Below are 23576 nucleotides of genomic sequence, written 5' to 3'. Positions count from 1 at the left end.
GATTATTCTAAATAATTACTTTTGCCGCCAATGGATAAAAAGAAAATAGTGATCGGTTCGGCAATCGTGGCTTTCTCCATGATGCTTTCCTCTTTTGGTTTTTATTTTTGGCAGATGATCTATTCTCCCAATTTTTTGGTGGAGCAAGATCCTAAACCGCTAATGATAAGAACAGGGCATACGTTCAAGGATGTTCAGGAACAACTGTATGAGGGGCGCTACCTGAATGATTTGGTGTCTTTTAGCTTTCTGGCGAAGATGATGGATTATGATCAGCTAGTGAAGCCGGGTTTGTATTTAATTGAACCCGGAATGACCAATGTTCAAGTCATTCGAAAGCTGAGGGCAGGTGACCAAACTGAGGTCAATGTTACCTTTAACAATGCAAGACTTCTTAAAGACCTTCCGGAAAAAATAACAAGAAATTTGGAAATGACCGAGCAGCAATTTGCAGATTTAATTCTGACTGATTCCGTTCGGCGGGCCTATGGATTTGACAGTCTTTCGTTTATTGGGATGTTTATCCCAAACACTTACAAAATGTGGTGGAATACCAAGCCAGCAGATTTATTGGCTCGACTAAAAAAGGAGTACGATAAATTTTGGAACGCCGAGCGATTGGCTAAGGCAGAAACCATTGGTTTGTCGCCAAAAGAAATTTCAGTCTTAGCATCTATAGTACAAGCAGAGACGATTCAAAACGATGAACTGAAAATAGTTGCGGGATTGTATTTGAACAGAATAAAAAGGGGTATTCCGCTGATGGCAGACCCTACGTTGGTATTTGCAAGTGGTGACTTTCAGATTCGTAGGGTGTTGAACAAGCACAAAAAAATAGATTCTCCATACAATACTTATTTGAACGCTGGTCTACCTCCAGGCCCAATTAATATGCCCAATATTAACTCCTTAGATGCGGTGTTGAATTACGAGAAACACAAATATTTGTACATGTGTGCCAAAGAAGATTTTTCAGGTAGACACAACTTTGCGACCAATCTGATTGATCACAATCGGAACGCTGAAAAGTTTCAGCGAGCAATGAATAAGGCCGGAATTTACAGATAATGAAAGAGCATTCTTTTTTCAACGATGTCTATGAAGTAGTTAAACTCATTCCGAAAGGTCGGGTGACAAATTATGGGGCGATCGGAAAGTATTTGGGATCAGGATTAAGTGCCAGGATGGTGGGATGGGCCATGAATGCTGCGCATGGACAGCATGATGTGCCAGCCCATCGGGTAGTGAACAGCCAGGGATTATTGACCGGAAAGATGCATTTTGCTACGCCCACTCTGATGCAGGAAAAGCTGGAAGCTGAGGGGTTGACCATTGTTAATGACAAGATCCAAAGTTTTAAAGAACACTTCTGGGATCCGGCGATAGAGCTCGAGCTATGATTTTTTGCTGATCAATAATAGTCCGAGATAGGTTAGGAGTCCGTTGACCAATAGCAATTCAAATCCAAACCTATAACCTCCGAATAAGGCTTCTGAGTACAAATTAATCAAATACGTGAAAGTTGGGGCCATCAGGCAAATCATAGGCACATATTGGTCTTCCACTTGTTTTCTGGTAAATAATCCAAAAGCATAAAGTCCTAAAAGAGGTCCGTAGGTATAACCTGCTACTCGAAACACGGAATTAATTACACTGTCATCATTGATGGCCTCGAAGATGAGTATTACTACGAATATCAATATTGAAAAACCAAGATGAACAAGTAATCGATTTTTACCGTCTTCTTCGCTCGGATTTTTGTCCAGAAAGTCAATATAAAATGAGGTGGTCAGAGCAGTAAGCGCTGAATCCGCACTAGAATATGCAGCAGCAGTGACACCTAATAAAAAAACTATACCACCAAGAATGCCAAAATGATTCATAGCCAAGTAAGGATAGAGTGCATCAGTAGTTTGAGTCAGATCTATTTGATTGGCCTCAACAAAGTGATAGAGCAAAACGCCTAGTGATAAGAAGAGTAGATTGGCGAAAATAAGAACGATGCTAAACCAGAAGACATTTTTCTGAGCGTCTCCCAGCGAACGGCAGGTCAAATTCTTTTGCATCATGTCCTGATCTAATCCAGTCATGACAATCGCAATGAAGGCACCGGCAAAAAATTGTTTGAAGAAATTACGCGGTGCATTCCACTCCCAAATAAAGGTGTCTGACAACTCACTCGTTTGCAATACTCCGAACAGATCGCTCAGGGATAAGTCGAGTTGGTCACTTATGACTGATATACTAATTCCCACAGCCAGTAGCATGAACAAAGTCTGGAGTGTATCGGTCCATACAATGGTTTTTATTCCACCTTTGAAAGTATAGAGCCAGATAAGAGCAATTGTAACGAATACGGATACAGAAAACGGAATGTCAAATGCATCAAAAAAAGCAATTTGTAATACAGACGCAACCAAAAATAGTCGGAAGGAGGCCCCAATAACACGAGAGATCAAAAAGAAAAAAGCACCAACTTTATATGACATTTCACCAAAGCGGGAATCTAAATATTGGTAAATCGAGACCAAATTCATTTTATAATAAAGTGGCAGCAACACAGTGGCAATGACAAAGTAGCCGACCAAATAACCTAACACCATTTGAAAGTAAGCCCAATGACTGTTTCCCACTTCTCCGGGCACGGAGATAAAAGTAACCCCAGACAGGGATGCGCCGATCATACCAAAGGCCACTAGATACCAGGGTGACTGGCGATTGGCAGTAAAAAATGACTCAGCGTCAGAGTTTTTGGAAGTGAAATGAGCAATAGTCATCAAGAGAATGAAGTATCCTGCGATGACCGAAAAAACTAGGAATGGACTCATAGAGTAGGCTATAATTGTTTTATTGTAGCAAACATACTGATTCTTGTCATAGGAACTAATCAGGGGTTTTGGCGCAATCTTCGGTTATTGGAATTATATTGCGGATCGGTTTTCAATTAGGTATAGAAACGGTCAAGAAATTCAATTATTTATGAGTGAAGCAGGGAATATACATTTCAATAATGAAGATGCACATTGCAAAGAATTTGCGAAGGTATTGAATGGAAGAGTAAATGATTATTTCAAGTCTAAAGGAATTTCTAAATACGGAAATGGGGAGATGTATTTTAAGACGGTGTTTATGCTGTCTCTGTTTTTTGCCCCTTTTGTAGCTATTATTTATTTCGAACCGGCAGGTTGGGCAGCTCTTGGATTGGCCATACTTATGGGAATCGGAATGGCAGGTATTGGGCTGGGTATCATGCACGATGGTAATCACGGGTCGTATTCCAAACACAAATGGGTGAACAACTTGATGGGCTACACACTCAATTTGGTAGGTGCTAATGCTATGAATTGGAAAATTCAGCACAATGTAAAGCATCATACCTATACCAACATTGAAGATCATGATGAAGACATTGAGCCTAAGGCTATCTTGCGATTTTCGCCGGCAACCCCGCTGAAAAAAGTTCATAAATACCAATACCTGTATGTTTGGTTTTTCTATTCTTTGGGTACATTTTTCTGGGTTACAATCAAAGATTTTGCAAAAATCACGAGATATAAAAAGGAAGGTATTCTTTACAAAAATGTGAAAAGTGTATTGACGGAGTATATCATCTTGATAGGAACCAAGATGATATATTTTAGCTGGATTATAGGTATTCCTGTCTTCCTTACTTCCTATACTGGAGGCGAGATTTTTCTCGGCTTTTTTGTCATGCATTTGGCTGCTGGATTAGGTGTAGGAGTGATATTTCAACCTGCTCATTTATTACCCGAAGTGGAGTATCCGGAACCAGATGAAAACGGAAAAATGAAGTATTCCCGCTTTGTACATCAGTTGTATACTTCAGTGAATTTTGCCAACAAGAGTAAGCTGGTTACCTGGTACGGTGGAGGGCTGAATTTTCAAATAGAACACCACCTCTTTCCGCATATCTGTCATGTTCACTATTCATCTATTGCTCCGATAGTAATAGAAACAGCCAGGGAATTTAATATTCCTTATCATGCAAAAGAAGGCTTTTTCGAAACCATGATGGAGCACACCAAGATGCTTAAATGGTTGGGTACTCCGGATAGTCAATTGGTAGAAGCTTAACCCTATTGGCTCCGAAACCAAAAAGGAATTGTAGCAAAATCTTCAGCCAAAGGAGAGTCGATCGAGTCTAGCTCAATTCTTTTTATATCCAAAATATTTTCCCCCTGAAGAAAATGGTCTGTGGGTATTACGGTGATGATTCCTTTTTGATCTTTATCAGGGTGAGTGAAGAATCGAAAATTCAAATCCTGATAGAGTGAATCATTTATGGAAACCTGGTAAATTGAACTCATACACAAAAGTGCCTTACCAAAATCTTCGTCTGCAAAATTTTGATTGCCAATATGAAGATTACCTCCCTCCAACCTGGTCTTAAACCGCCAGTTTAAACCATCCTCTTTCATAGGAATAAAATCTTCACAATGTTTTTTGATCAGTTGATTATCTCTGGCATCATATCTTAGAAATAATTTAAAATGAGGCTTTTCTATAAAATCGGAAGATATACTGGCATGGCTGATATAATCATCTTTCGGTCTGAGATTGTCGTAGTAGTTGGCTGACATGGAGAGTGCATCTTTTTTCCCGGGATAGTACTGATGCTGATCAAATTTGAAGATAAGTGAGAAGAATAGTAAAAAACCGGCAATGGCATACACCAATCTAATCTTTCGCTTCGAGAACTTACTGATCATATAATAATAGATGCTTCGGCTAAGTACAGACAATGTGATAACATTATAAAGTCTGTAAAACGGGTAATAAACCCTTGAAAGCCATTTGATTTTTTTGAAAAAACCTAGCGTAAAGTAGTCCGTCATGTAAATAAATCCGGTTAGCAACAAGGTGGGAAACAGGATAATGGCAGAAATACCAATCACAGGATCCATCCAGTCCGGAGTAAGATCACCCACTGCATTCATGGTAATAGCAATGATGCCCAGAAACATTAAGTACAAACCAAAGGCCATCAGAATGGAGATGACTAAAAAGGCAAAGGCAAAAATGACGCTGCATATCTCATCGAGCTTGATTACAAGCTGGTCTAGGCTAATGACTTTCTTTTTAAGTCTTTCTGTGAAGAAAGCACTGTAATTCAGACTAGAAAAGTCAATATTGGATTGCACAGAGCGGAGGCCTATGGTGCCGATCCAAAATCCACGAAGCATCAGGTGTGAGATCAGGCAGATAACAAGAGCTTCCAGAGATTTGTGCACTAGTCCTAAAAATAGATAAAGCACGCTGTACTTACTTGACTGAAAATTATATTGATATTCTATTTCAGTAATAAAACCTTCAAAGGATATGGTAGCCTGAATGAGAAGAAATATGGTAAAAGCAGAGACCAGCAATTCTAGTTGCCAACTTTCCCGCTCCAACTTCTTAAGCCAGTCACTGATCTGATCTTTTGGAATGTCGCTCATTTAGATTTTCTGTTTGCGAGGATTAATCTAAATCATTCTAAGGACATTTTGAAACTAGCCGCTCTTTTAAGGTCTGGATGCTATGCAGACATTAATAATTTTATGAATTAATGTCTGCCTGCGACCTTTGGTAGGTTTTAATGCCTGAAAGAGAATAAACATTAAAAGTATACAATTTTAATGTTTACCAAAAAAATGCCTTAAATTTAAAGTCATAAGTCTGCAGAAACATTAAATACTCTTACGCATGGCAGTTAAATACGCAATTAACCCTGACAGAAATAAACCATGGAATGATATGCCTCTATTTCCAATAGACAAGGAGAATTACCACAATTTGGAAATTTATGAAGCACTTGTCGAGTCTAAAGCTGCCCTGGCCAGATTGCAGGGGAGAAGTGCCACATTATCGAATCAAGGGGTTCTGATCAGTACCATCAGTTTGCAGGAGGCAAAAGCTTCTAGTGCCATTGAAAATATTTTCACAACGGACGACGAACTCTACAAGGCCTATAGTGAAACAGACCAAAAACCGATTTTCGGTCCGCCTAAGGAAGTATTACGTTATCGAGAGGCGTTATGGCAGGGACATGCGTATATGAAAGGCAAGAAGGAATTCGATCAGGGTTATTTAGATCTGGTTTATCAAACGATAAAGGAAGCGAATGATAGTATACGCTCACCGTTTAGCCAGATTGTGATCAGGCAGGGAGGTAGTGAACTGAATACAGGGCAGGTTATTTACACCCCGCCGAGAGGTAAAGGAGTTCTGGAGAATCAACTGTCTAATCTTCTTGAATTTCTCAATGATGATCAAAAATATCCAGTAGATCCCTTGATGAAAATGGTCATGGGACATTTTCAATTTGAGGCCATTCACCCCTATAGGGATGGCAATGGCAGGACTGGAAGAATATTTAACATCCATTACCTGACCCATATAGGCTTGTTGGATTTTCCCATCTTGTTCTTAAGTAAATTTATTATCCAAAATAAGGATGAATATTATGGCTGTCTTGCCGGTGTTTCACAAAGGGGAGATTGGAAGAAATGGATTTTGTATATGCTAAAGGCTGTTGAACTAACATCCAACGATACCTACAACAAAATCAATGAAATATTATCGGTGAAAGATGAAATTCTTGAAGAACTGCAAAAAAACTCATCTATCCGCAGACCAGAGCTATTGGTAGAAATCATCTTCACCCAGCCCTACACCAAGGTAAAACACTTGACCGATAAAAAAGCCTTTGCCGAGAACACCGCAAGGAACTACCTAAATGAGTTGTGCGACTTGCAGGTACTGGAAAAAAGAACCATTGAGGGGCACCATTACTACCTCAATCTGGAATTGTACAGAATCTTATCGAACTAACTCAGTTCTTTGATGTTCCAAAAGCAGATGCTAAATCCTCAATAATGTCATCGATATGTTCTAAGCCGGCCGAAATCCGAATCAAGTTTGGTGCTATTCCCGTAGCTGCTCTTTCATTATCTGTGAGCCTGGCATGAGTAGTCGAAGCCGGATGAGTAACAATGGTACGTGTGTCGCCAAGATTGGCCGTGAGGCTACACATTTCTACGCTATTGAGGAAATTTTTGCCACGTTCTAATCCACCTTTTATACCAAAACATACCATACCACCACCACTTCTCATCTGCTTTTTAGCAATATCATATTGAGGGTGCGACGGCAAAAATGGATACCGTACCCATTCCACATTTTCGTTGGCTTCCAGCCACTCGGCTAATTTCAATGCATTCTCACTATGTCTCTCCATACGGATGGCAAGTGTCTCCAAGCTCTTTGATAGCACCCAGGCATTGAAAGGAGATAGGGCAGGCCCGGTACTTCTACTGAAAGTATAGATTTCCTTAATAAGCTCGCTTTTCCCAACAATCATACCTCCCATTACCCGGCCTTGGCCATCCAGATACTTGGTTGCAGAGTGAATCACCAAATCGGCACCATAAGGAATGGGTTGCTGCAAATAGGGCGTAGCAAAACAATTGTCTACTATCAGAATCAGATTGTTCTTTTTAGCGAAAGCTCCGGCAAATTCAAGGTCAATCAGTTCTATGCCCGGATTGGTAGGTGTTTCCAGGAATAATATTTTAGTATTAGGTTGGACCTTGTCTTGCCAGCTTGATGTGTCATCTAAATCCAGGTATGTGCTTTCTATGTTGTACTTTGGTAAGAACTTGGTAATCACTGAATGAGAAGACCCAAAGATCGATCGACAGGAAAGCATATGATCACCTGCATTCAACAAAGTGGCAAACGTTGAAAATACTGCCGCCATTCCTGTGGCGGTGGCATAGCCAGCCTCAGCACCCTCGAGTGCGCACATCTTATCAATGAATTCTGTTGTGTTGGGGTTGGTAAATCGACTATAAGTATTTCTATCTATTTCCTCAGCAAAGGTCGCTCGCATTTCTTCGGCGTCATCGAATACAAAACTTGAGGTGAGATACATTGGAGATGCATGCTCCTTTTCATGAGTGGTCTCGATCTGGGTTCTAATAGCATTAGTTTCGAAATGTCGGTACTTTTTCATGGTATGCCTTCAATAATTTTAACAATCAGTAATTCTTGATTTGGGTTAGATGCCTGGGTGTTTAATAGAATTATCACATGGATTCTATGTGATTTTTGCAAATATGTAAAGTTCGCGTCGAAAATTGGGTAGTAGGCTAAAGTATTCTGGTACATTTATTAGGTTTGCGCCTTCAAAATCCCATGAGAAAAAAAGCCCTCACATATCAGCATAATGCGCCTTTCGAATTGGAAAGAGGCGATGTACTCGCTCAACTCGAAATCGCTTATCATACCTACGGCAAGCTGAATGCGGACAAGAGCAATGTGGTATGGGTGTTTCATGCATTGACAGCAAATTCTGAAGCCATAGATTGGTGGGACGGTCTGTTTGAAAATGACTCAGTCATCAATCTGGAAAAGCATTTTATTGTGTGTGCAAATATATTGGGGTCTCCCTATGGTACCACAAGCCCACTTTCTGTTAATCCCGAAACCGGTAAGCCTTACTTCTCTTCTTTCCCCAGGATAACCATTAGGGATATGGTGGAAGCGCACAAATTACTCAGAGATCATTTGGGAATTGAAAAAATTGCCATAGGATTAGGTGGCTCTATGGGAGGGTTTCAAACCTATGAATGGGCTGTGCAGGACCCTGAAATTTTTGAGAGGCTGATATTGGTAGCCACGGCACCAAAGGAATCACCCTGGAGAATATCTGTGCATGCAGCGCAGCGCTTGGCTATCGAAGCCGATCCAAGCTGGAAAAATAATGATCCGGAGGCTGGAGCTGCCGGAGTTGCCGCTTCGAGGGCCATCGGCATGTTGTCATATCGCAACCATGAAATTTTTGAGCAAACCCAAAGTGACGAAGAGGCAAAAGTGGACGATTTTAAGGCAGACTCCTATATTAGGTATCAAGGTTCGAAATTGGCCAATCGTGGTTTCAGCGGATATTTACTTTGGAATCTTACCAAAGCACTAGACAGCCATGATCTAAGCCGAGGAAGAGGTACACTAATCGAAGTTTTAGAAGGCATCCGAATTCCTGTATTGCAGATAGGTATTACTTCAGATCTCCTTTTTCCAATCAGGGAACAAAGGAAAATAGCTGATCATCTATACAATGTGCACTATCATGAGATTGAATCATTCTATGGACATGACGGATTTCTTACCGAAACTGAGAAAATCAACCAGCTGATTGAAGGATTTTTGAGCTAATTAATAGGTTTATAATCAGTTGGTTATGAATCTCATTGATAACTATTAACTATTGAATTGAATAATTCAGTTTAAAGCTTATCCCATTCCCATTATCTTCGCGTGACTTTAGTTACAAACCAATAGGCGTAGCTGACGTACATTTGCAACAAGAAACCCAAAATTGAATTGGTAATGAAAATAGAACAGATATACACAGGCTGTTTGGCACAAGGCGCATATTACATTCAAAGTGGCAATGAAGCAGTTATCATTGACCCATTGAGAGAAGTAGATTCTTATGTAGAAAAAGCAAAAGAAAATGGCGCGACCATCAAATACATATTCGAGACGCACTTCCATGCAGATTTTGTATCTGGACACGTGGACCTGGCAAAAAAGACAGGAGCAAAGATTGTCTTCGGACCCACAGCCAAAACTTCGTTCGAAAGCTATATTGGGACTGATGAAGAGCTTTTTGAAATTGGTGAGGCAAAAATTAAACTGCTTCATACGCCTGGGCATACCATGGAAAGCAGCACTTTCCTATTGATTGACGAAGAGGGAAACCAAAAAGCAATCTTCTCCGGTGATACACTGTTCATAGGTGACGTCGGTCGTCCTGACTTGGCAGTAAAATCTGATTTGACAGAAGAAGATCTGGCTGGCTACTTGTATGATAGCTTAAGAAACAAAATCATGACCTTGTCTGATGAAATAGTAGTGTACCCTGCGCATGGCGCAGGTTCTGCTTGTGGCAAGAATATGTCTTCAGAAACCTGGGATACTTTGGGCAATCAGAAGAAAACCAATTACGCGCTTCGTACAGATATGACCAAGGAGGAATTCATAAAAGAAGTGACCGAAGGTATCATGCCACCTCCTCAGTACTTTGCAAAAAATGCAATGATGAATAAGTCCGGATATGAGAGCATTGATACCGTAATGGAAACAGGAACTGTTGCGTTGGATGTAGAGACCTTTGAGGCCATGGCAAATCATGAAGGAGCGCTGGTACTAGACACAAGACATCAGAGCGAATTTGTAAAGGGCCATATTCCTAACTCGATCTTCATTGGAATCGATGGAAACTTTGCTCCCTGGGTAGGAGCATTGATTACGGACTTGAAGCAGCCAATTATCTTTCTGGCCGACAGTGGCAGAGAAGAAGAAGTGGTGACAAGATTGTCAAGAGTAGGCTATGACAATACGTTAGGCTATTTAAAAGGAGGTTTCTCCAGCTGGAAGGCAGCCAACAAAGAAACGGACACATTGGCATCTATCACTCCTCAGGAGTTTGAGAAGCGGATGAATCAGACAACATTGAATGTGCTTGATGTACGAAAACCTGGTGAATTTGAAGCGGAGCATGTAGATCAGTCAGCAACATTCCCACTGGATTTTATAAACTCTCATATGGACGAAGTCAATCCCGATACACAATACTACCTGTATTGTGCTGGTGGCTACCGCTCGGTGATTGCCTCTTCAATATTAAAATCTAGAGGAATTCATGACTTGGTGAATGTAGAATTGGGATTTAAAGGAATTATTGAAACAGGAATTAAAAGAACGGACTTTGTATGTCCATCGACTTTAAAGTAATAATAAATGTACCAGAATATTGACGAAATAGATTTCGCAGAAAAGTTTGAAGCTGACGACAATGGAGTTTTGCTCGATGTGAGAACGCAGGAAGAATACGATGCCGGCTTTATCCCCGGATGTGAGCTAATGGACATTTTCCAGCCTGATTTTAAGTCAAAACTAGAAAACCTGGATAAATCTAAAAACTACTATGTGTACTGCAGAAGCGGTAACAGAAGTGGCCAGGCGTGTGGTTTAATGGCACAAATGGGATTCGAAGGGGAATTGTACAATCTCGAAGGAGGAATCTTGGGCTGGACTCAAGAACTCGATTATTAATATTCACTTGAATTTATCAATATGGAGCTGGTTGAATGGATACGGCAACCCTGGCCTTGGTACGTAGCGGGTCCTATGCTCTCCGGAGTGATGTTTCTGTTGCTCTACTTTGGGAACAAATTTGGAGTATCCAGTAATCTTCGGTCCTTATGTAGTATTGCCGGGGCAGGCAAGGTGTCGTCATTTTTTAGATTTGATTGGAAAGCAGATATCTGGAATCTGATTTTTGTTGTGGGCGCTCTGATGGGTGGATTTATTGCCAGAGAATATTTAAGTTTTTCAGACGCAGTAGAAATTTCCGAAAATACAAAGCTTGAATTAGAAGCATTAGGAATTGAAAATCCAGGAGCTTCTTATTTGCCCTCATCAATTTTTAGCTGGGAGGCGTTGTCCACTCCCAAGTATGGGGTAATGCTCGTGATAGGAGGAATATTGGTAGGGTTTGGAACGCGATATGCTGGCGGTTGCACCTCCGGGCATGCTATTAGTGGGTTGAGTAACCTACAGCTACCCTCGTTGATAGCTGTAATCGGTTTTTTTATAGGAGGGGTGATTATGACCCATTTTATACTTCCGTATCTTTTAACTTTTTAAGTCCAAGATTTGAAATTCATTAAATATTTATTGACAGGGTTAATCTTTGGAATCATTTTGACTAAATCTGAGGTTATTTCCTGGTTCAGGATTTATGAAATGTTCAGATTCGAATCATTCCATATGTATGGTGTGATTGGGTCGGCTGTCTTTTTTGGGGTGATCATTACTCTTAGCATCAAACGTTTCGGGTTGAAGTCAATAAATGGAGAAATTATAGCACTCAAACCAAAGGATCGATTGTTTAAATCGGCCCTGTTTGGCGGTACATTATTTGGGTTGGGTTGGGCGATGACTGGTGCCTGCCCGGGACCTATGTTTGTGTTGGTTGGCAATGGCGCCAGTGTTTTTTTATTAGTAATAGCCAGTGCCATGTTTGGCACTTTTCTTTACGGAATCCTTAGGAAATACCTGCCGCATTGATGGTTACAGCCATAACTGGAATTCTGTTCTGATATCTACTATGAGATAGAATCTTAATTCCTGTGGATTCTTTAAAATTCATTTCTGGTTGCCACTCTATAATTAAATAAATGAGTCTTTTTTCTCTTTTCGGGACTCAATTAAGGTCTGTTGATAAGGATCATCAATCACTCACTACGTAAAAATTTAATTGGATTGATAAGTGCTGCTCTCACGAGCTGGTATCCTATGGTAGCTACTGAAATTAAGAAAAGGACAAATCCGGAACCTATAAAAACCATCGGATCTAATGAAATCCGGTATGCGAAATTATCAAGCCATTGATTCGCAAAAAAGTAAGTGATTGGCCAGGCGATGAGGTTAGCAATCAGGATCAAAATCATATAATGTTTCGCCAGAAGGATTACCAATTTGCTTAATTGCGCACCAAGGACTTTTCTAATGCCTATTTCTTTTAGTCTGGTTTCGATGGAGAAGGCTACTAGAGTATAAAGTCCTAGACAAGCAAGAGCAACAGCAAGAGATGAAGAAGAAGTGATTAATGATGTCAATTTTTCTTCCCTTTCGTACATGGCCTGGATACCGTCTTCCAGGAAACTAGCTTCAAAGGGTAGTACACCTGACACCTCTCGCCAGTCGCTTTCCAGTGAGAGTAACGTCTGCCTAAAATCATTGCCCTGAACTTTAATTAATAATTGCTCAAGATTTACAAAGGGCATAACAATTCCGATCGGCCCAATACTTGAATGCAACGAGCTGAAATGAAAATCTTCTACAACCCCGATGACAGTTCGTTCACGATTGTGAAAATTGATCTTTTGACCTAAGGGGTTTTTGAGCCCAAGTTTAGCTACCGCTGATTGATTGAGAACTAATGCCGTTGCAGAATCATTTGGAAAATCCCTTGAAAAAAAACGACCTTCCGTTAGCCTGACTCCAGTGACATCCAGAAAGTCTTGCTCAGTTTGATAATATGATACCTGATGCGAATCCTTGTCTGTTTTTCCCTTAAGCCAGGCCGGACCGCTGGAAGCTGATCCGTCAAATGAATGGCTGGCCTTGGTCAGGTTAATGACGCGAGGATTACTGAGCAGCTTATTTCTTAACGCCTCATAATGTCCGGCATCGGCACTCATACGCAATTTTACTATGCTGCTGTGATCAAACCCTAGAGACTTACTACGGATGAAGTCCATTTGAGAAACCACGATCACACTCGAGATGATCAATCCCAAAGCAATCACAAACTGAAAGACAAGAAGACCTTTTCTTAACCATGCGCCCGAGCCGCTGGCATGCAGTTTTCCCTTTAGTGCAAAAATAGGATTAAAGGCAGAAAGGATAAATGCCGGATATAAGCCAGCCAATATTCCAATGGCTACTGTTATGAGGATGAATAAAGGGATTGACATGAAATAGTCGAGTAAAGAATTTCGTAGGTCCAAATCAAAAAGTTCATTGAAGTAATACTGGCAGGCGAATACGATGAATAAGGCTAGCCCGAAACTGATCAGACTTACTAAAATCGATTCAATTAAAAACTGCTTGGTGATTTTGGTCTTTACAGCGCCCAAAACTTTTCGAATACCTATTTCTTTTCCTCGGCGCATAGACATGGCCATGGACAGATTCATGAAATTACAACTGGCAATTAGAAGGATCAGCAGAGCGACAACGCTCAACCCAATCACGGAGTTTCTATTGCCCACACGCACAGACTCCCCAATATTTGTATATCGGGAAGACCCGAGATAGATGTCCCCGAGTGCCTGTAGTTCTACGGATATTTTAATGTCTGATCCTGTTTTATAATGCTCTTTATACAACTTTGTGATTTGGGTTTTGAATTCTTCAGAATTCGTTTCTTGACTAAGTTGAATATAAGTCCAAAATCCAGCCCATCCCCAACTATTGAGATCTGCTAAATACCCATCAGGCACAACATATGTAGGAAAGGAGATGAGTAGATCAAAGGTAATGTGCGAGTCTACAGGTATTGGTGCCAGGATACCCGCTACCTTCAAAACCGTCTCATTTTCCATAATAATAAGCTTGCCCATAGGGTCTTCCCGGCCGAAGAATTTTATAGCGGTTGACTCGGTCAGTACGATATTTCCGGGGTTGTCAAGTGCAGTGTCCCAATTACCTGATTTCAAAGGAAAATCAAACATCTCCAGAAAGAGCGAATCAGCAAAAAAACCGTTGCCCTGATAAAATGAGCGGTCGCCAACCGTATACAGCAATTCATCTGTATGGCGCAGTCTCGTGGTTTTCTCGACTCCGAAAAAATTGGCTCTAATAGCAGGTGCAAGTGCAGGAGGGGTCCTTGCCCAGTGATTCGTGCTGTTAGGTTTTTCAAAACTGTTAGTCACCCTAAACAGCCGTTCACTCTTTTTGTGGAATTGGTCAAAATTGAGCTCCCTTTTGACGAATGAAAAAATCATGAAACAACAAGACAGGCCTATGGCTAGGCCGAAAATGTTGATACTTGCGTACGTGCTGTTTTTTTTAAGCCCTCTGAGAGCAACTAGTAGATAGTTTTTGATCATTGCGAATGAGTTTAGTGATGCTGAATCATTTGAATGGGTTCTTTTTAAAGTGTACTTGTTGATGAATTGGATAATGCTGAGCCAATAGAGAAGTCTGGCTTTCCATAGACCCTTATGCATCACATGGTCAGCAAATCTTTCGTGCATGTCTCCCTGAATAGATTCTGCCAGCTCGTTTTGACAATACCAGCGAAACAAGCGGTCGGCTAACCTCGGAGGAAGTATGTTGCGTGTATCTTTCATTTCATCAAGAATTCAGGAATCATACTCCAAAGCTGATTCCTCGCCGCTCGCGATTCCTTCAAAGCTGTTTTTCCCAACGCACTGATCATGAAAAGTCGCTTTCTACGACCTCCCCTGGCGGTACTGCTGCCTCCAATGTTCGATTGGACAAACCCCTTTTCTTCTAGTCGATAAAGTGCCGTATGTACACTGCTCATGGTTACGGAACGTTTCAATTTTTCCTCAATGGCTTTAGTAATGGACAGGCCATAAGACTGATCATGTTGCGCCGCGACCAAAAGCAATACGATCTCTTCGAATTCACCAAGTGCGTATTTCATTATTTACCTATTTGTAAAACAACTGATTGGTAAACGTGGAAGGTTTGAATAAAGTTACAAGTTCAATGGCGACTCAATTATTTGAACAATGGGATTACAGTCCTATCTGTGGATCAAAATAATAAACCTTTCACTGTATATTTGAAAGAGATCTAAACCGAAAGTTGAACTTTCAAAACCTAATCCAATGGAAGCAGAAAAGCTAAACATCATTTTTTACGTATTTATTGTCATCTTTTCGATCACGGCAATTATTACTTTTCTGGGTATCACCAATGTGATAAAATCCATGAATGCCAAATATCTCAATGGTATGTTCGCAGCGCTTATTTTAGAAGTAGTAGCGGCAGTAATACTTTCGTACAAGCAAATTGATTTTACGTGCCAGACCGAGGAGGTCGTTATGCGACTTACCAAAAAAACAACTGGAATCCCTGAGAACAGTACAATGGAAGAACGGATATCTCTGCTTGAAACGCGTCTTTCTGAGAACGAAAATTCTGACGGTAAAGTAGGCGATTTAAATAGGAAAGTGGCGAGCCTGGAAGAAGCACTATCCAATTGCCAACAAACGGAAGGAACAGCGAACGATGAAATCAGTACACTCGACAAAGTGTTCTACTCGAATGTGATTAAGTTGAGAATTGTGGCAGATAAGTTTAGAGGCAGGACGATCAATTTGCTCTGGGACAAGGCCAATAAAAAGGAGGTTTATGAAATTCTTGGACAAATTTTTGTGGATTTGGGCCATGTAGGACCTGAAGATGAGTTGTCCGATGACTACATCATACAGAAATACATCAAGTTTGCTACCGACAGCGGTTGGGACTATTTACTCAAGAAAAACGAGGCAGGAGCGTACAATCAGGTACTGGTGGATGAATATGCAACTACTTTGTTTTTAAGAAAATACCTGAATCAAAAGTATCCTTTGAAAAAAGAAGAATCAAATGGGTAAACCTGTTAACGACCGCTTTATTAAGGATCTGGAGGTGGATGCTTCTACCCGTAACGTCAACTACTCTTTGTCCGCAGAAAGAGATAGTTGCTAGATAATCTCTTTGTTCTTTTCGAATCTCGAAATTTTTAATGCGTAACTCTAAGCCCTTTCTCTGATTCGCATTTTTCTAATGTTTCTGAAAAGGAATGATCAATGTGAAATAAGCCAATCTTATAACCATTCCTGAAAAAAATCTTGGAATCAGTAGAATAAATAAGACCTGATGCATTCTTAAGTATGGAGTGTTGGTCTTGCAATGCCAATAGGCCATAGCCTCACTAAAAAGCCGACAGCAGCATTGAGATTTTGAACACCTTTTAAATTAAAGAGAATGAGAGTAAAAAAAAACAAATTGTTACTGGGATTATTAGGTATATGGTTGGTTATGCCGTCCTGCAAAGAAGACGAAGCCACATCATTCACCAGATATTATATCTCCGGTCTGCATGTAGCAGACCCTGGAACCACAGGTACCTATACACTGGGTAATATGGAAGGAGAATTTGTTTGGAGTATAAGCAACACAGATTTGGCCGAAATAAAATCATCTTCTGGTACCGATGTCGAAGTAAGTTTTAAACGAAGCGGTGAAGTTGTGCTTACCGTAAGCGACGGATCAAAAACGGGTACCTTGGACATCACAGTTTTGAGCATGGATGCCTCTGACGTAAATGTTACTTATAGCGGGACCGGAATACTTAGCAACAATTCTGAAGACACCGTGTTTATGACCTTCGGTGCTCCATTGGTTGCTGTTCCGGAATTAACATTGAATGGCATTAACGCGAATGATACTTCTGCTTTTTATCGCGATAAGGATAATAAGGCCATTGCCCCTTTTATCTCTTCAGGAGCAACACTATCCACCTTGAAAGCCTACAAAAATAGCAGTACTGTTTATTATTCTATTTATAAGGCAGGTAGCAGTAATGGACAGCCTGAAGCTCGATTGGGATCAGTTGCCATTAGTGAAATATATGGTGGAGACACAGCGAATAGTCTATATATCAAGCTGCCTTTGGTTGATAACGTGGCTCCTGTTGGGCAAACTAAATTATCAGAAAAAGTAGCTAATGATAATACGAAAGTAAGCATTAGAGTAACATTTAATGAGGCCATGAGGGCTGTCAAGGCATCAATAGCTGATACTCTAGTGTTTGTAGATATTTCAGGAGGAGGAGTCAAGTCCATTACAGATACACTTTGGTCAACAAATGATCCTGCTGTATGGACAATGGATTATCTAACGAACGGAGGAGGAGATGGTACTTTGACGGTTTCGATAGGTGCAATTGTGGATTTAGCTGGAAATAGTCCCGTAGCGTTGCCCGATGCTACAATGCAAATAGATAATACGTCTCCTGTGGCCTTGGGCTCAGTTTCAGTTCTTCCTAACTCTCGGGCAATTTCCATTGATACGGAAGGGCAATGGCTCGTTTTAGCAACTGGAGCTGATGCACCTACAGTCTTGAGTGATTTTACCAGCGGGGGGGTGGGAGATACCATATTCGTTGCTGAACCAGGTATTTACGACGTTTATTTTATTTCGGTAGATGAAGCTGGTAATGTGAGCGACATTGTTTCTGAGTTAGGGATAACCGTGTTGGAGTAATTTATTGCAAAATGTATTTAATAGCCCAATGATCATTAGACTGTTGGGCTTTTTTATGACTTACCCTCATGTTGTCCTTTCTTGTTTAACCTTGGTTTATTTCTATTGTACTTCAATTCTTTGTTTCATATTTGCTACATAATATGTAGCTTTGCTATCTATTATGTAGCATCATTGATCAGTAAAGACCTCGGTGGTTCTCAAAAGGTTTTTCTTAGTGAGAACCTCTGTGACTATGATAGGCTGAAGTCTATGAGAATATTTTTTATCGGCACGATCTAATTCCAAAAAATGATCTTATGACGTTGCAAAACTTTAACCTTAATAAATAATTATGTTTATTGTCAATTACAACTATATCAAACCTATTGAAGAAGTTAATAATTTCACAGAGGCACATCGAGCGTATCTAAGCGAGCATTACAAGACAGGAAAATTCATACTTGGAGGACCTAAAGTGCCCCGTGACGGGGGTGTCGTGATCGCAAATGCTAGGTCGAAACAGGAGGTGGAAGTAATCCTGTCCAAAGATCCGTTCATCATAGAAGGTATTGCTGCATGTACCTTGATTGAGTTTAACCCTCTATTAAGTGCTTCGGATCTTGAGCGTTATAAAGTTGAAGTTTAACAGCAATATATTTACAAAATTCATCAATTATGGCATTACCAGTTCCAGGAAAACCAGTTAGAGGATCGAAGACTGGGCAGCCCATCATGGCTCTCTTCGATTTACTTGGTAGAAGTTGGGCAATGGGTATCATTTGGCATCTTTACAATGGCCCAAGTACTTTCAGGAGATTGCAGGAATATTGCGAGTCTATTTCTCCTACTACCTTAAATAAGCGACTCAAAGAGCTGAAAAACTCGCATCTGATAGAAAGAACGGTAGATGGATATGCTCTTACGAAGCGAGGAAAGGAGCTGTTCGAGTTGATCGAACCGTTAGGCATATGGGCTAAAACCTGGGCGAAAAGTTTTAAACAAGATTGATAGAAAAGATGAGAAGAATTGATAAACCTGTTTGGGGAGAATACCCTGCGTATTCCAAAATTTATCTGGACTTGCTAGAAGATGACGGGAAAGTACTCGAGCGCCTTTGGAGTAGTTTTCTTGAGATCAAGGAACTGATTTATAGCCTTTCTGAAGAGAAGCTCGTTTATCGTTATGCCAAAGACAAATGGACGATCAAGGAAATATTGATTCATCTGATTGATGATGAACGTATTTTTGCTTATCGGGCACTTCGCAATGCTCGCAATGATGAGACTCCTTTGCATGGCTTCGATCAGGACACTTATGTCAAATATTCTAATGCTAACAACAGAAGCTTAGAAAGTATTTTTGAAGAATATGAACTGGTTAGAAAGTCTACTATTGCTCTTTTTGAATATTTGCCAGAGGACTCTTTTATGAGAAAGGGATCTGGAATCGATCTCGATGGTAGCATTGTGAATGAACGAACTGTAAGAGGACTAGCCTACCATATTGCAGGTCATGAGCTCAGACATCTCAATGTCATCAAAGAGAGGTATCTTTCAGACGAGGGCGGAAGTGCCTCATGAGAAAATTTCAGATCGAATCTAAACCTCTTATACCTATGAAACTTAAGTATGTATTCTTACTGTTAGCCGTTTTAGGGCTTTGCTATACCTGGTATTACAATATTCAGTTTTATCTGAACGAAGAAAACACTTCAATTGTCAATTATTTGGCGCAAACCAAGACCACTTTTCCTGCCAGATCATTTAGCGCAGATTTGTTGGTTGTAGTTTTTACTTTTTTTGTATGGTATATACCTGAGGCTATCAAACTCAGAATGAAACATTGGTGGGTGTTTATCCCGCTGACATTTTTGGTTGCAATTGCCTTTGCCTTTCCATTGTTTTTATACTTCAGAGCGGCGAAAATGGAAAGCGAAAGTGCCAATTTCATGACTTAAACCCTTTAATACGCAGACAAAAAAATGCCCGAAAAATTCGGACATTAAATAGCTTTTTTAAGGACTGCTGTGTTTGCAATTCGTAACCAATTTATCCTGCCACTCTCAGTTTGTTCATCTTAGACTTCTCGAACTTCTCTTCAGCGTAGGCTTTGGTAACTATCAGCTTCTTGGCATCCTTCTGAGAAGGTAATTCAAACATCGCATCGTTGATGATTGCCTCACAGATTGACCTGAGTCCACGAGCACCTAACTTGAAATCAAGTGCTTTTTCCACGATATAGTCCAGTGCTCCTTTTTTGAATTCTACCTCAATACCTTCCATGTCAAAAAGCTTGGTGTATTGCTTGACCAGTGCATTCTTAGGCTCTGTCAATATTTGACGTAGTGCTTTGCCATCTAATGGATTGAGATGTGTCAATACCGGAACACGACCAATCAATTCAGGGATTAAGCCAAAACTCTTCAAATCCTGAGCTGTGATGTACTGCAATAAATTTTCCTTGTTTACCTCTCCGTAAGTATCCTGCTTCTTAGAATTGAATCCAAGCGGGCGGGTATTCAAGCGAGTAGCTATGTTTCTACTGATACCGTCAAACGCACCTCCACAGATAAAGAGAATATTTTCTGTATTTACAGAAATCATTTTTTGATCCGGATGCTTTCTGCCACCCTGAGGAGGGACATTCACTGAGGTGCCCTCAAGTAATTTGAGTAACGCCTGCTGTACGCCTTCGCCGCTCACATCGCGAGTGATAGATGGGTTATCAGACTTACGAGAAATCTTGTCCAACTCATCAATGTAAACGATACCACGCTCAGCCGCTTCCACATCATAGTCAGCTGCTTGTAGCAACCGGGTTAGGATGCTTTCTACATCTTCGCCTACGTAACCTGCTTCAGTTAGCACGGTGGCATCTGCTATGCAGAAGGGAACCTGGAGTATTTTGGCTAGCGAACGAGCCAGATAGGTCTTGCCTGTACCGGTTTCTCCGACCATTACAATATTCGATTTCTCAATCGTCACCTCATCCTCATTCACCGGTTGAGAGAGTCTCTTGTAGTGATTGTAAACCGCTACAGAGATCACTCGCTTGGCTTCATTCTGACCAATCACAAATTGGTCTAGGTGTTCTTTCATTTCAATAGGCTTAATGAGGTTGAAATTTGGAGCATCAAGATTGCTCTTGGTATTCGACTCCTCACTAAGTATCTGATTGGCTTGCGCAATACATTTGTCACAAATGTGAGCATGTATGCCTGAAATCATCAAATCAACATCCTTCTTATTCCTTCCGCAAAATGAACAGGTTACTTGGGCCATAATTAATTAATTTTCAAAATTTTTCAAAGATAACGATTAATCGCCAGCTTTTCGTTCAAGAACCTCGTCGATCAAGCCATATTTTTTAGCTTCTGACGCTCTCATCCAGTAGTCACGATCAGAATCCTTTTCGATTTGGTCGTAAGTTTTACCACTGTGTTTGGATAAAATTTCATACAAATCTTTCTTTACAGAAAGGGTTTGCTTCAAGGATATCTCCATATCGGAGGCCTGTCCCTGCATACCGGCCATGGGCTGATGTATCATGATTCTGGCATGAGGCAGTGCTGCTCTTTTGCCAGCAGCTCCACCTGCTAAGAGGACAGCACCCATAGAGGCGGCCAGTCCGGTACAGATGGTATTCACGTCAGGATTCACATAGTTCATGGTGTCATAGATGCCAAGTCCTGCGTACACAGAACCACCAGGACTGTTTACATAAAGCAAAATGTCTTTTTTAGCATCTACAGATTCTAAAAAAAGCAACTGGGCAGTGATGATATTTGCAATATTATCATCCACTCCCATGCCCAGAAAGATAATTCTGTCCATGATGAGTCGAGAAAATACGTCGATCTCTCTGAAATTGGTAGGGCGCTCTTCAATGACCGCACGAGTCATGTTTTCGATATGACCGGTGTATTGGTCAAATGTATTTCCATTTATATTTTGGCCTTTTACAGCGAAATCTCTGAATTCTTTCTTATACATTTTTTCTAGATGTTATATGCGGGTACAAAAAAACAAAAAAAGTCCTTAATTCAAAGGACTCTTTTTAAAGACGACGGGTGAGGACAAAAGTTTATCCTCCAACCGCTATTTTTTTAGGAAAACGGAATTATGCCTTCTCCTTGTATTCTTCAGCAGTGACTTCCTTGGCTTTGATCGTAATATTTGCTCTGATAAAGGCCATCACTTTGTCGTTGTATACTTTTTCGTTCAGCTTCACATAATTCTGGCCCTCTTCACCTTTAAGGTAATTGTCAGCAAAAGAATCGATGTTTTGTTCCATGGCCTCGGACATCCCCATAGATCCAAATTGTGCCCTGATCATGTTTTTAGCTTCGTTTACTACTTCTTCGTGCTCTGTTTTGATCTCGTTGTCCTTGGTGATCTTGTTTTTGATCAAAGACCATTTAAGGTCATTAGCGTATAAAGGATAATCTTTATCAATTTGTTCTTTGGTCAACTCATTTTTGTTGGACAGCTCTAACCATTTTTTTAGGAAAGTGTCAGGCAATTCCATCTTAGTCTTTTCAATGAACTTGTCCCTGATTTTCAGGTCGGTATAGCCTTCAGTTTCTCTATTGTAGTTTTCACTGATTGAAGACTTTACTTTTTCTTTAAATTCTTCTTCAGATTTCACAGCGTCTTTACCGAAAGTTTTGTCAAACAGATCTTGGTTCAATTCTGCAGGAATGGTTCTGTTCACATTCTTAACTTCGAATTTAATTTTGCCTTTCAATTCCTGATTAGCCTCACCAAGAAATGTTTTTCTAATGTCTTCATTTTTGATGGCCTTGGCAGGATCAAATTCAATTACATCTCCGGCCTTTTTACCAATAAAATCTTTCTGTGCTTTCTTTTCTACTTCGTTGAGATCGAGCAAGCCGCCAGCATTTTCTTCTTCTCCTTCAGTCTGGATATTGCCAAATAGAGAATCTCCAGCTTCAGAAATCTCAGGATTAGTCATTTCACCAAACTGCTTCTGAAGATTTTCCAAAGTCTCCGCCATTAGTTTGTCATCAATCTTGATAGAGAAGGTATCCACCTTAATCTTGCTATCAACCTTCAAGTCGAATGTTGGTGCGATACCAATTTCGTACTCAAAGTCGAACTCTTTTCCACCATCCCAATCCAAATCAGCAGCTTTCTCAGCGTTCGGTAGTGGGTCTCCCAATATCTGGAGATCGTTTTCTTTGATGTAATCCATCACTTTGTGCGATACCATATGATTGATCTCGTCCACAAGAATGGATTTTCCGTACATTTTGTTTACCAGACTTTGAGGAACCTTACCTGGTCTGAACCCTTTGATCTGAGCTTTTTTACTATACTCCTTAAGTTTTTCTTCAACTTTGGGTTGATAATCAGCCTCCTTTAAATTAATTTTAATAAGAGCCTCTGTTTTCGAAATTTGATCTAACTGAATGTCCAAAATTGTGATCTTTTATGGTATGAATTCAAAAAATTAAAAACCCTCTTTCCTGAATATTCACAAGAAAGAGGGTGTCTGTTTGTGCGGATGGAGGGACTCGAACCCCCATGCCTCGCGGCGCTAGATCCTAAGTCTAGTGCGTCTACCAATTTCGCCACATCCGCATGTGTGAAATTTTTGGAAGTGCAAAGGTATGTAGATAATTCAATTAGACAATGGGTGGTTGCAAAATATTTTTTGTTTTTTCTGAACCAAATAAATGAAGTGGATTGCATTTAAATTTGTAGTGA

Annotated in this window: 23 protein-coding genes and 1 tRNA gene; 15 read left to right on the top strand and 9 right to left on the bottom strand. The window is 40.4% G+C overall.

Annotated elements, in window-relative coordinates; all coding sequences use genetic code 11:
* The first annotated feature begins 30 nt into the window (after positions 1-30).
* Together mltG and ABJD64_RS22645 are read left to right on the top strand one after the other, a co-directional pair.
* Entirely contained in the window at positions 31-1068 is a 1038-nt protein-coding gene (gene mltG / locus ABJD64_RS22650; RefSeq protein WP_348181135.1) for an endolytic transglycosylase MltG, read from the top strand.
* Complete coding sequence (locus tag ABJD64_RS22645; protein WP_348181134.1) at positions 1068-1400, top strand: MGMT family protein; 333 nt, start codon at positions 1068-1070, stop codon at positions 1398-1400. The genes mltG and ABJD64_RS22645 overlap by 1 nt, the downstream gene beginning before the upstream one ends.
* Here the strand turns inward: ABJD64_RS22645 and ABJD64_RS22640 are convergent.
* Positions 1395-2828, bottom strand: a complete 1434-nt coding sequence (locus ABJD64_RS22640; protein ID WP_348181133.1) for a sodium:solute symporter — start codon at positions 2826-2828, stop codon at positions 1395-1397. The genes ABJD64_RS22645 and ABJD64_RS22640 overlap by 6 nt on opposite strands.
* Positions 2829-2979: 151 nt before the next feature.
* On the opposite strand from ABJD64_RS22640, the gene ABJD64_RS22635 reads away from it, so the two are divergent.
* Complete coding sequence (locus ABJD64_RS22635; protein ID WP_348181132.1) at positions 2980-4095, top strand: acyl-CoA desaturase; 1116 nt, start codon at positions 2980-2982, stop codon at positions 4093-4095.
* A 2-nt stretch (positions 4096-4097) separates the two neighbouring features.
* Here ABJD64_RS22635 and ABJD64_RS22630 read toward each other — a convergent pair whose 3' ends face one another.
* Positions 4098-5459 carry a hypothetical protein gene (locus ABJD64_RS22630; RefSeq protein ID WP_348181131.1) on the bottom strand — a complete coding sequence of 454 codons (1362 nt, stop codon included), beginning with the start codon at positions 5457-5459 and terminating at the stop codon, positions 4098-4100.
* A gap of 247 nt (positions 5460-5706) precedes the next feature.
* Here ABJD64_RS22630 and ABJD64_RS22625 point away from each other — a divergent pair, with 247 nt between their 5' ends.
* Positions 5707-6834, top strand: coding sequence for a Fic/DOC family N-terminal domain-containing protein (locus ABJD64_RS22625; protein ID WP_348181130.1), 1128 nt, complete (start codon positions 5707-5709; stop codon positions 6832-6834).
* A gap of 1 nt (position 6835) precedes the next feature.
* Here the strand turns inward: ABJD64_RS22625 and ABJD64_RS22620 are convergent, their stop codons facing one another.
* Positions 6836-8017 carry an O-succinylhomoserine sulfhydrylase gene (locus ABJD64_RS22620; protein ID WP_348181129.1) on the bottom strand — a complete coding sequence of 394 codons (1182 nt, stop codon included), beginning with the start codon at positions 8015-8017 and terminating at the stop codon, positions 6836-6838.
* A 182-nt stretch (positions 8018-8199) separates the two neighbouring features.
* On the opposite strand from ABJD64_RS22620, the gene metX reads away from it, so the two are divergent.
* The 5 genes from metX (at position 8200) to ABJD64_RS22595 (ending at position 12141) form a co-directional block, all read left to right on the top strand.
* Positions 8200-9219, top strand: a complete 1020-nt coding sequence (gene metX / locus ABJD64_RS22615) for a homoserine O-acetyltransferase (protein WP_348181128.1) — start codon at positions 8200-8202, stop codon at positions 9217-9219.
* A gap of 174 nt (positions 9220-9393) precedes the next feature.
* Positions 9394-10803 (top strand): MBL fold metallo-hydrolase, encoded by a 1410-nt coding sequence (locus ABJD64_RS22610; RefSeq protein ID WP_348181127.1) that lies wholly within the window; start codon positions 9394-9396, stop codon positions 10801-10803.
* 6 nt (positions 10804-10809) lie between these two features.
* Positions 10810-11124, top strand: a complete 315-nt coding sequence (locus tag ABJD64_RS22605) for a rhodanese-like domain-containing protein (protein ID WP_348181126.1) — start codon at positions 10810-10812, stop codon at positions 11122-11124.
* A 21-nt stretch (positions 11125-11145) separates the two neighbouring features.
* Positions 11146-11718, top strand: coding sequence for a YeeE/YedE thiosulfate transporter family protein (locus ABJD64_RS22600; protein WP_348181125.1), 573 nt, complete (start codon positions 11146-11148; stop codon positions 11716-11718).
* Between the two features lie 9 nt (positions 11719-11727).
* Positions 11728-12141 carry a DUF6691 family protein gene (locus ABJD64_RS22595; protein WP_348181124.1) on the top strand — a complete coding sequence of 138 codons (414 nt, stop codon included), beginning with the start codon at positions 11728-11730 and terminating at the stop codon, positions 12139-12141.
* A 167-nt stretch (positions 12142-12308) separates the two neighbouring features.
* On the opposite strand, the gene ABJD64_RS22590 is transcribed toward ABJD64_RS22595, so the two are convergent.
* A complete protein-coding gene (locus tag ABJD64_RS22590) occupies positions 12309-14933 on the bottom strand; it encodes an ABC transporter permease (protein WP_348181123.1) in 2625 nt (874 codons plus the stop codon).
* Positions 14930-15253, bottom strand: coding sequence for a helix-turn-helix transcriptional regulator (locus ABJD64_RS22585; protein WP_348181122.1), 324 nt, complete (start codon positions 15251-15253; stop codon positions 14930-14932). The genes ABJD64_RS22590 and ABJD64_RS22585 overlap by 4 nt, the downstream gene beginning before the upstream one ends.
* A 187-nt stretch (positions 15254-15440) precedes the next feature.
* Between ABJD64_RS22585 and ABJD64_RS22580 the strand changes: the two genes are divergently transcribed.
* The 6 genes from ABJD64_RS22580 to ABJD64_RS22555 all read left to right on the top strand — a co-directional run bounded on the left by ABJD64_RS22580 (position 15441) and on the right by ABJD64_RS22555 (position 19804).
* Positions 15441-16211 carry a hypothetical protein gene (locus ABJD64_RS22580; RefSeq protein ID WP_348181121.1) on the top strand — a complete coding sequence of 257 codons (771 nt, stop codon included), beginning with the start codon at positions 15441-15443 and terminating at the stop codon, positions 16209-16211.
* Positions 16212-16584: 373 nt separating this feature from the next.
* Positions 16585-17865 carry a hypothetical protein gene (locus tag ABJD64_RS22575; RefSeq protein ID WP_348181120.1) on the top strand — a complete coding sequence of 427 codons (1281 nt, stop codon included), beginning with the start codon at positions 16585-16587 and terminating at the stop codon, positions 17863-17865.
* 334 nt (positions 17866-18199) lie between these two features.
* Positions 18200-18493, top strand: a complete 294-nt coding sequence (locus tag ABJD64_RS22570) for a YciI family protein (protein ID WP_348181119.1) — start codon at positions 18200-18202, stop codon at positions 18491-18493.
* Between the two features lie 29 nt (positions 18494-18522).
* A complete protein-coding gene (locus ABJD64_RS22565; RefSeq protein WP_348181118.1) occupies positions 18523-18855 on the top strand; it encodes a helix-turn-helix domain-containing protein in 333 nt (110 codons plus the stop codon).
* Between the two features lie 8 nt (positions 18856-18863).
* On the top strand, positions 18864-19427 hold the full coding sequence (locus ABJD64_RS22560; protein WP_348181117.1) for a DinB family protein: 564 nt from the start codon (positions 18864-18866) through the stop codon (positions 19425-19427).
* Positions 19428-19462: 35 nt separating this feature from the next.
* The gene (locus ABJD64_RS22555) at positions 19463-19804 is read left to right on the top strand and encodes a DUF2834 domain-containing protein (RefSeq protein ID WP_348181116.1); all 342 of its coding nucleotides are present in this window, start codon (positions 19463-19465) and stop codon (positions 19802-19804) included.
* Positions 19805-19895: 91 nt separating this feature from the next.
* Here the strand turns inward: ABJD64_RS22555 and clpX are convergent, their stop codons facing one another.
* The 4 genes from clpX to ABJD64_RS22535 all read right to left on the bottom strand — a co-directional run bounded on the left by clpX (position 19896) and on the right by ABJD64_RS22535 (position 23450).
* Positions 19896-21128, bottom strand: coding sequence for an ATP-dependent Clp protease ATP-binding subunit ClpX (gene clpX, locus ABJD64_RS22550; RefSeq protein WP_348181115.1), 1233 nt, complete (start codon positions 21126-21128; stop codon positions 19896-19898).
* 36 nt (positions 21129-21164) lie between these two features.
* Complete coding sequence (locus ABJD64_RS22545; RefSeq protein WP_348181113.1) at positions 21165-21839, bottom strand: ATP-dependent Clp protease proteolytic subunit; 675 nt, start codon at positions 21837-21839, stop codon at positions 21165-21167.
* A 127-nt stretch (positions 21840-21966) separates the two neighbouring features.
* Positions 21967-23286 (bottom strand): trigger factor, encoded by a 1320-nt coding sequence (gene tig / locus ABJD64_RS22540; RefSeq protein ID WP_348181112.1) that lies wholly within the window; start codon positions 23284-23286, stop codon positions 21967-21969.
* A gap of 82 nt (positions 23287-23368) precedes the next feature.
* Positions 23369-23450 (bottom strand) — tRNA-Leu (locus ABJD64_RS22535).
* Between the last annotated feature and the right edge of the window lie 126 nt (positions 23451-23576).

The sequence above is a fragment of the Reichenbachiella sp. genome, from assembly GCF_039944555.1.
In the GTDB taxonomy this organism is placed as follows: Bacteria; Bacteroidota; Bacteroidia; order Cytophagales; family Cyclobacteriaceae; genus Reichenbachiella.
Note: the sequence above shows the minus strand (reverse complement) of the source record. Positions and strands in the feature narration are given on the sequence as shown.

Coding starts and splice junctions, on each gene's coding strand:
- mltG (WP_348181135.1), top strand. CDS start 31: ATGGATAAAAAGAAAATAGTGATCGGTTCGGCAATCGTGGCTTTCTCC.
- ABJD64_RS22645 (WP_348181134.1), top strand. CDS start 1,068: ATGAAAGAGCATTCTTTTTTCAACGATGTCTATGAAGTAGTTAAACTC.
- ABJD64_RS22640 (WP_348181133.1), bottom strand. CDS start 2,828: ATGAGTCCATTCCTAGTTTTTTCGGTCATCGCAGGATACTTCATTCTC.
- ABJD64_RS22635 (WP_348181132.1), top strand. CDS start 2,980: ATGAGTGAAGCAGGGAATATACATTTCAATAATGAAGATGCACATTGC.
- ABJD64_RS22630 (WP_348181131.1), bottom strand. CDS start 5,459: ATGAGCGACATTCCAAAAGATCAGATCAGTGACTGGCTTAAGAAGTTG.
- ABJD64_RS22625 (WP_348181130.1), top strand. CDS start 5,707: ATGGCAGTTAAATACGCAATTAACCCTGACAGAAATAAACCATGGAAT.
- ABJD64_RS22620 (WP_348181129.1), bottom strand. CDS start 8,017: ATGAAAAAGTACCGACATTTCGAAACTAATGCTATTAGAACCCAGATC.
- metX (WP_348181128.1), top strand. CDS start 8,200: ATGAGAAAAAAAGCCCTCACATATCAGCATAATGCGCCTTTCGAATTG.
- ABJD64_RS22610 (WP_348181127.1), top strand. CDS start 9,394: ATGAAAATAGAACAGATATACACAGGCTGTTTGGCACAAGGCGCATAT.
- ABJD64_RS22605 (WP_348181126.1), top strand. CDS start 10,810: ATGTACCAGAATATTGACGAAATAGATTTCGCAGAAAAGTTTGAAGCT.
- ABJD64_RS22600 (WP_348181125.1), top strand. CDS start 11,146: ATGGAGCTGGTTGAATGGATACGGCAACCCTGGCCTTGGTACGTAGCG.
- ABJD64_RS22590 (WP_348181123.1), bottom strand. CDS start 14,933: ATGAAAGATACACGCAACATACTTCCTCCGAGGTTAGCCGACCGCTTG.
- ABJD64_RS22585 (WP_348181122.1), bottom strand. CDS start 15,253: ATGAAATACGCACTTGGTGAATTCGAAGAGATCGTATTGCTTTTGGTC.
- ABJD64_RS22580 (WP_348181121.1), top strand. CDS start 15,441: ATGGAAGCAGAAAAGCTAAACATCATTTTTTACGTATTTATTGTCATC.
- ABJD64_RS22575 (WP_348181120.1), top strand. CDS start 16,585: ATGAGAGTAAAAAAAAACAAATTGTTACTGGGATTATTAGGTATATGG.
- ABJD64_RS22570 (WP_348181119.1), top strand. CDS start 18,200: ATGTTTATTGTCAATTACAACTATATCAAACCTATTGAAGAAGTTAAT.
- ABJD64_RS22565 (WP_348181118.1), top strand. CDS start 18,523: ATGGCATTACCAGTTCCAGGAAAACCAGTTAGAGGATCGAAGACTGGG.
- ABJD64_RS22560 (WP_348181117.1), top strand. CDS start 18,864: ATGAGAAGAATTGATAAACCTGTTTGGGGAGAATACCCTGCGTATTCC.
- ABJD64_RS22555 (WP_348181116.1), top strand. CDS start 19,463: ATGAAACTTAAGTATGTATTCTTACTGTTAGCCGTTTTAGGGCTTTGC.
- clpX (WP_348181115.1), bottom strand. CDS start 21,128: ATGGCCCAAGTAACCTGTTCATTTTGCGGAAGGAATAAGAAGGATGTT.
- ABJD64_RS22545 (WP_348181113.1), bottom strand. CDS start 21,839: ATGTATAAGAAAGAATTCAGAGATTTCGCTGTAAAAGGCCAAAATATA.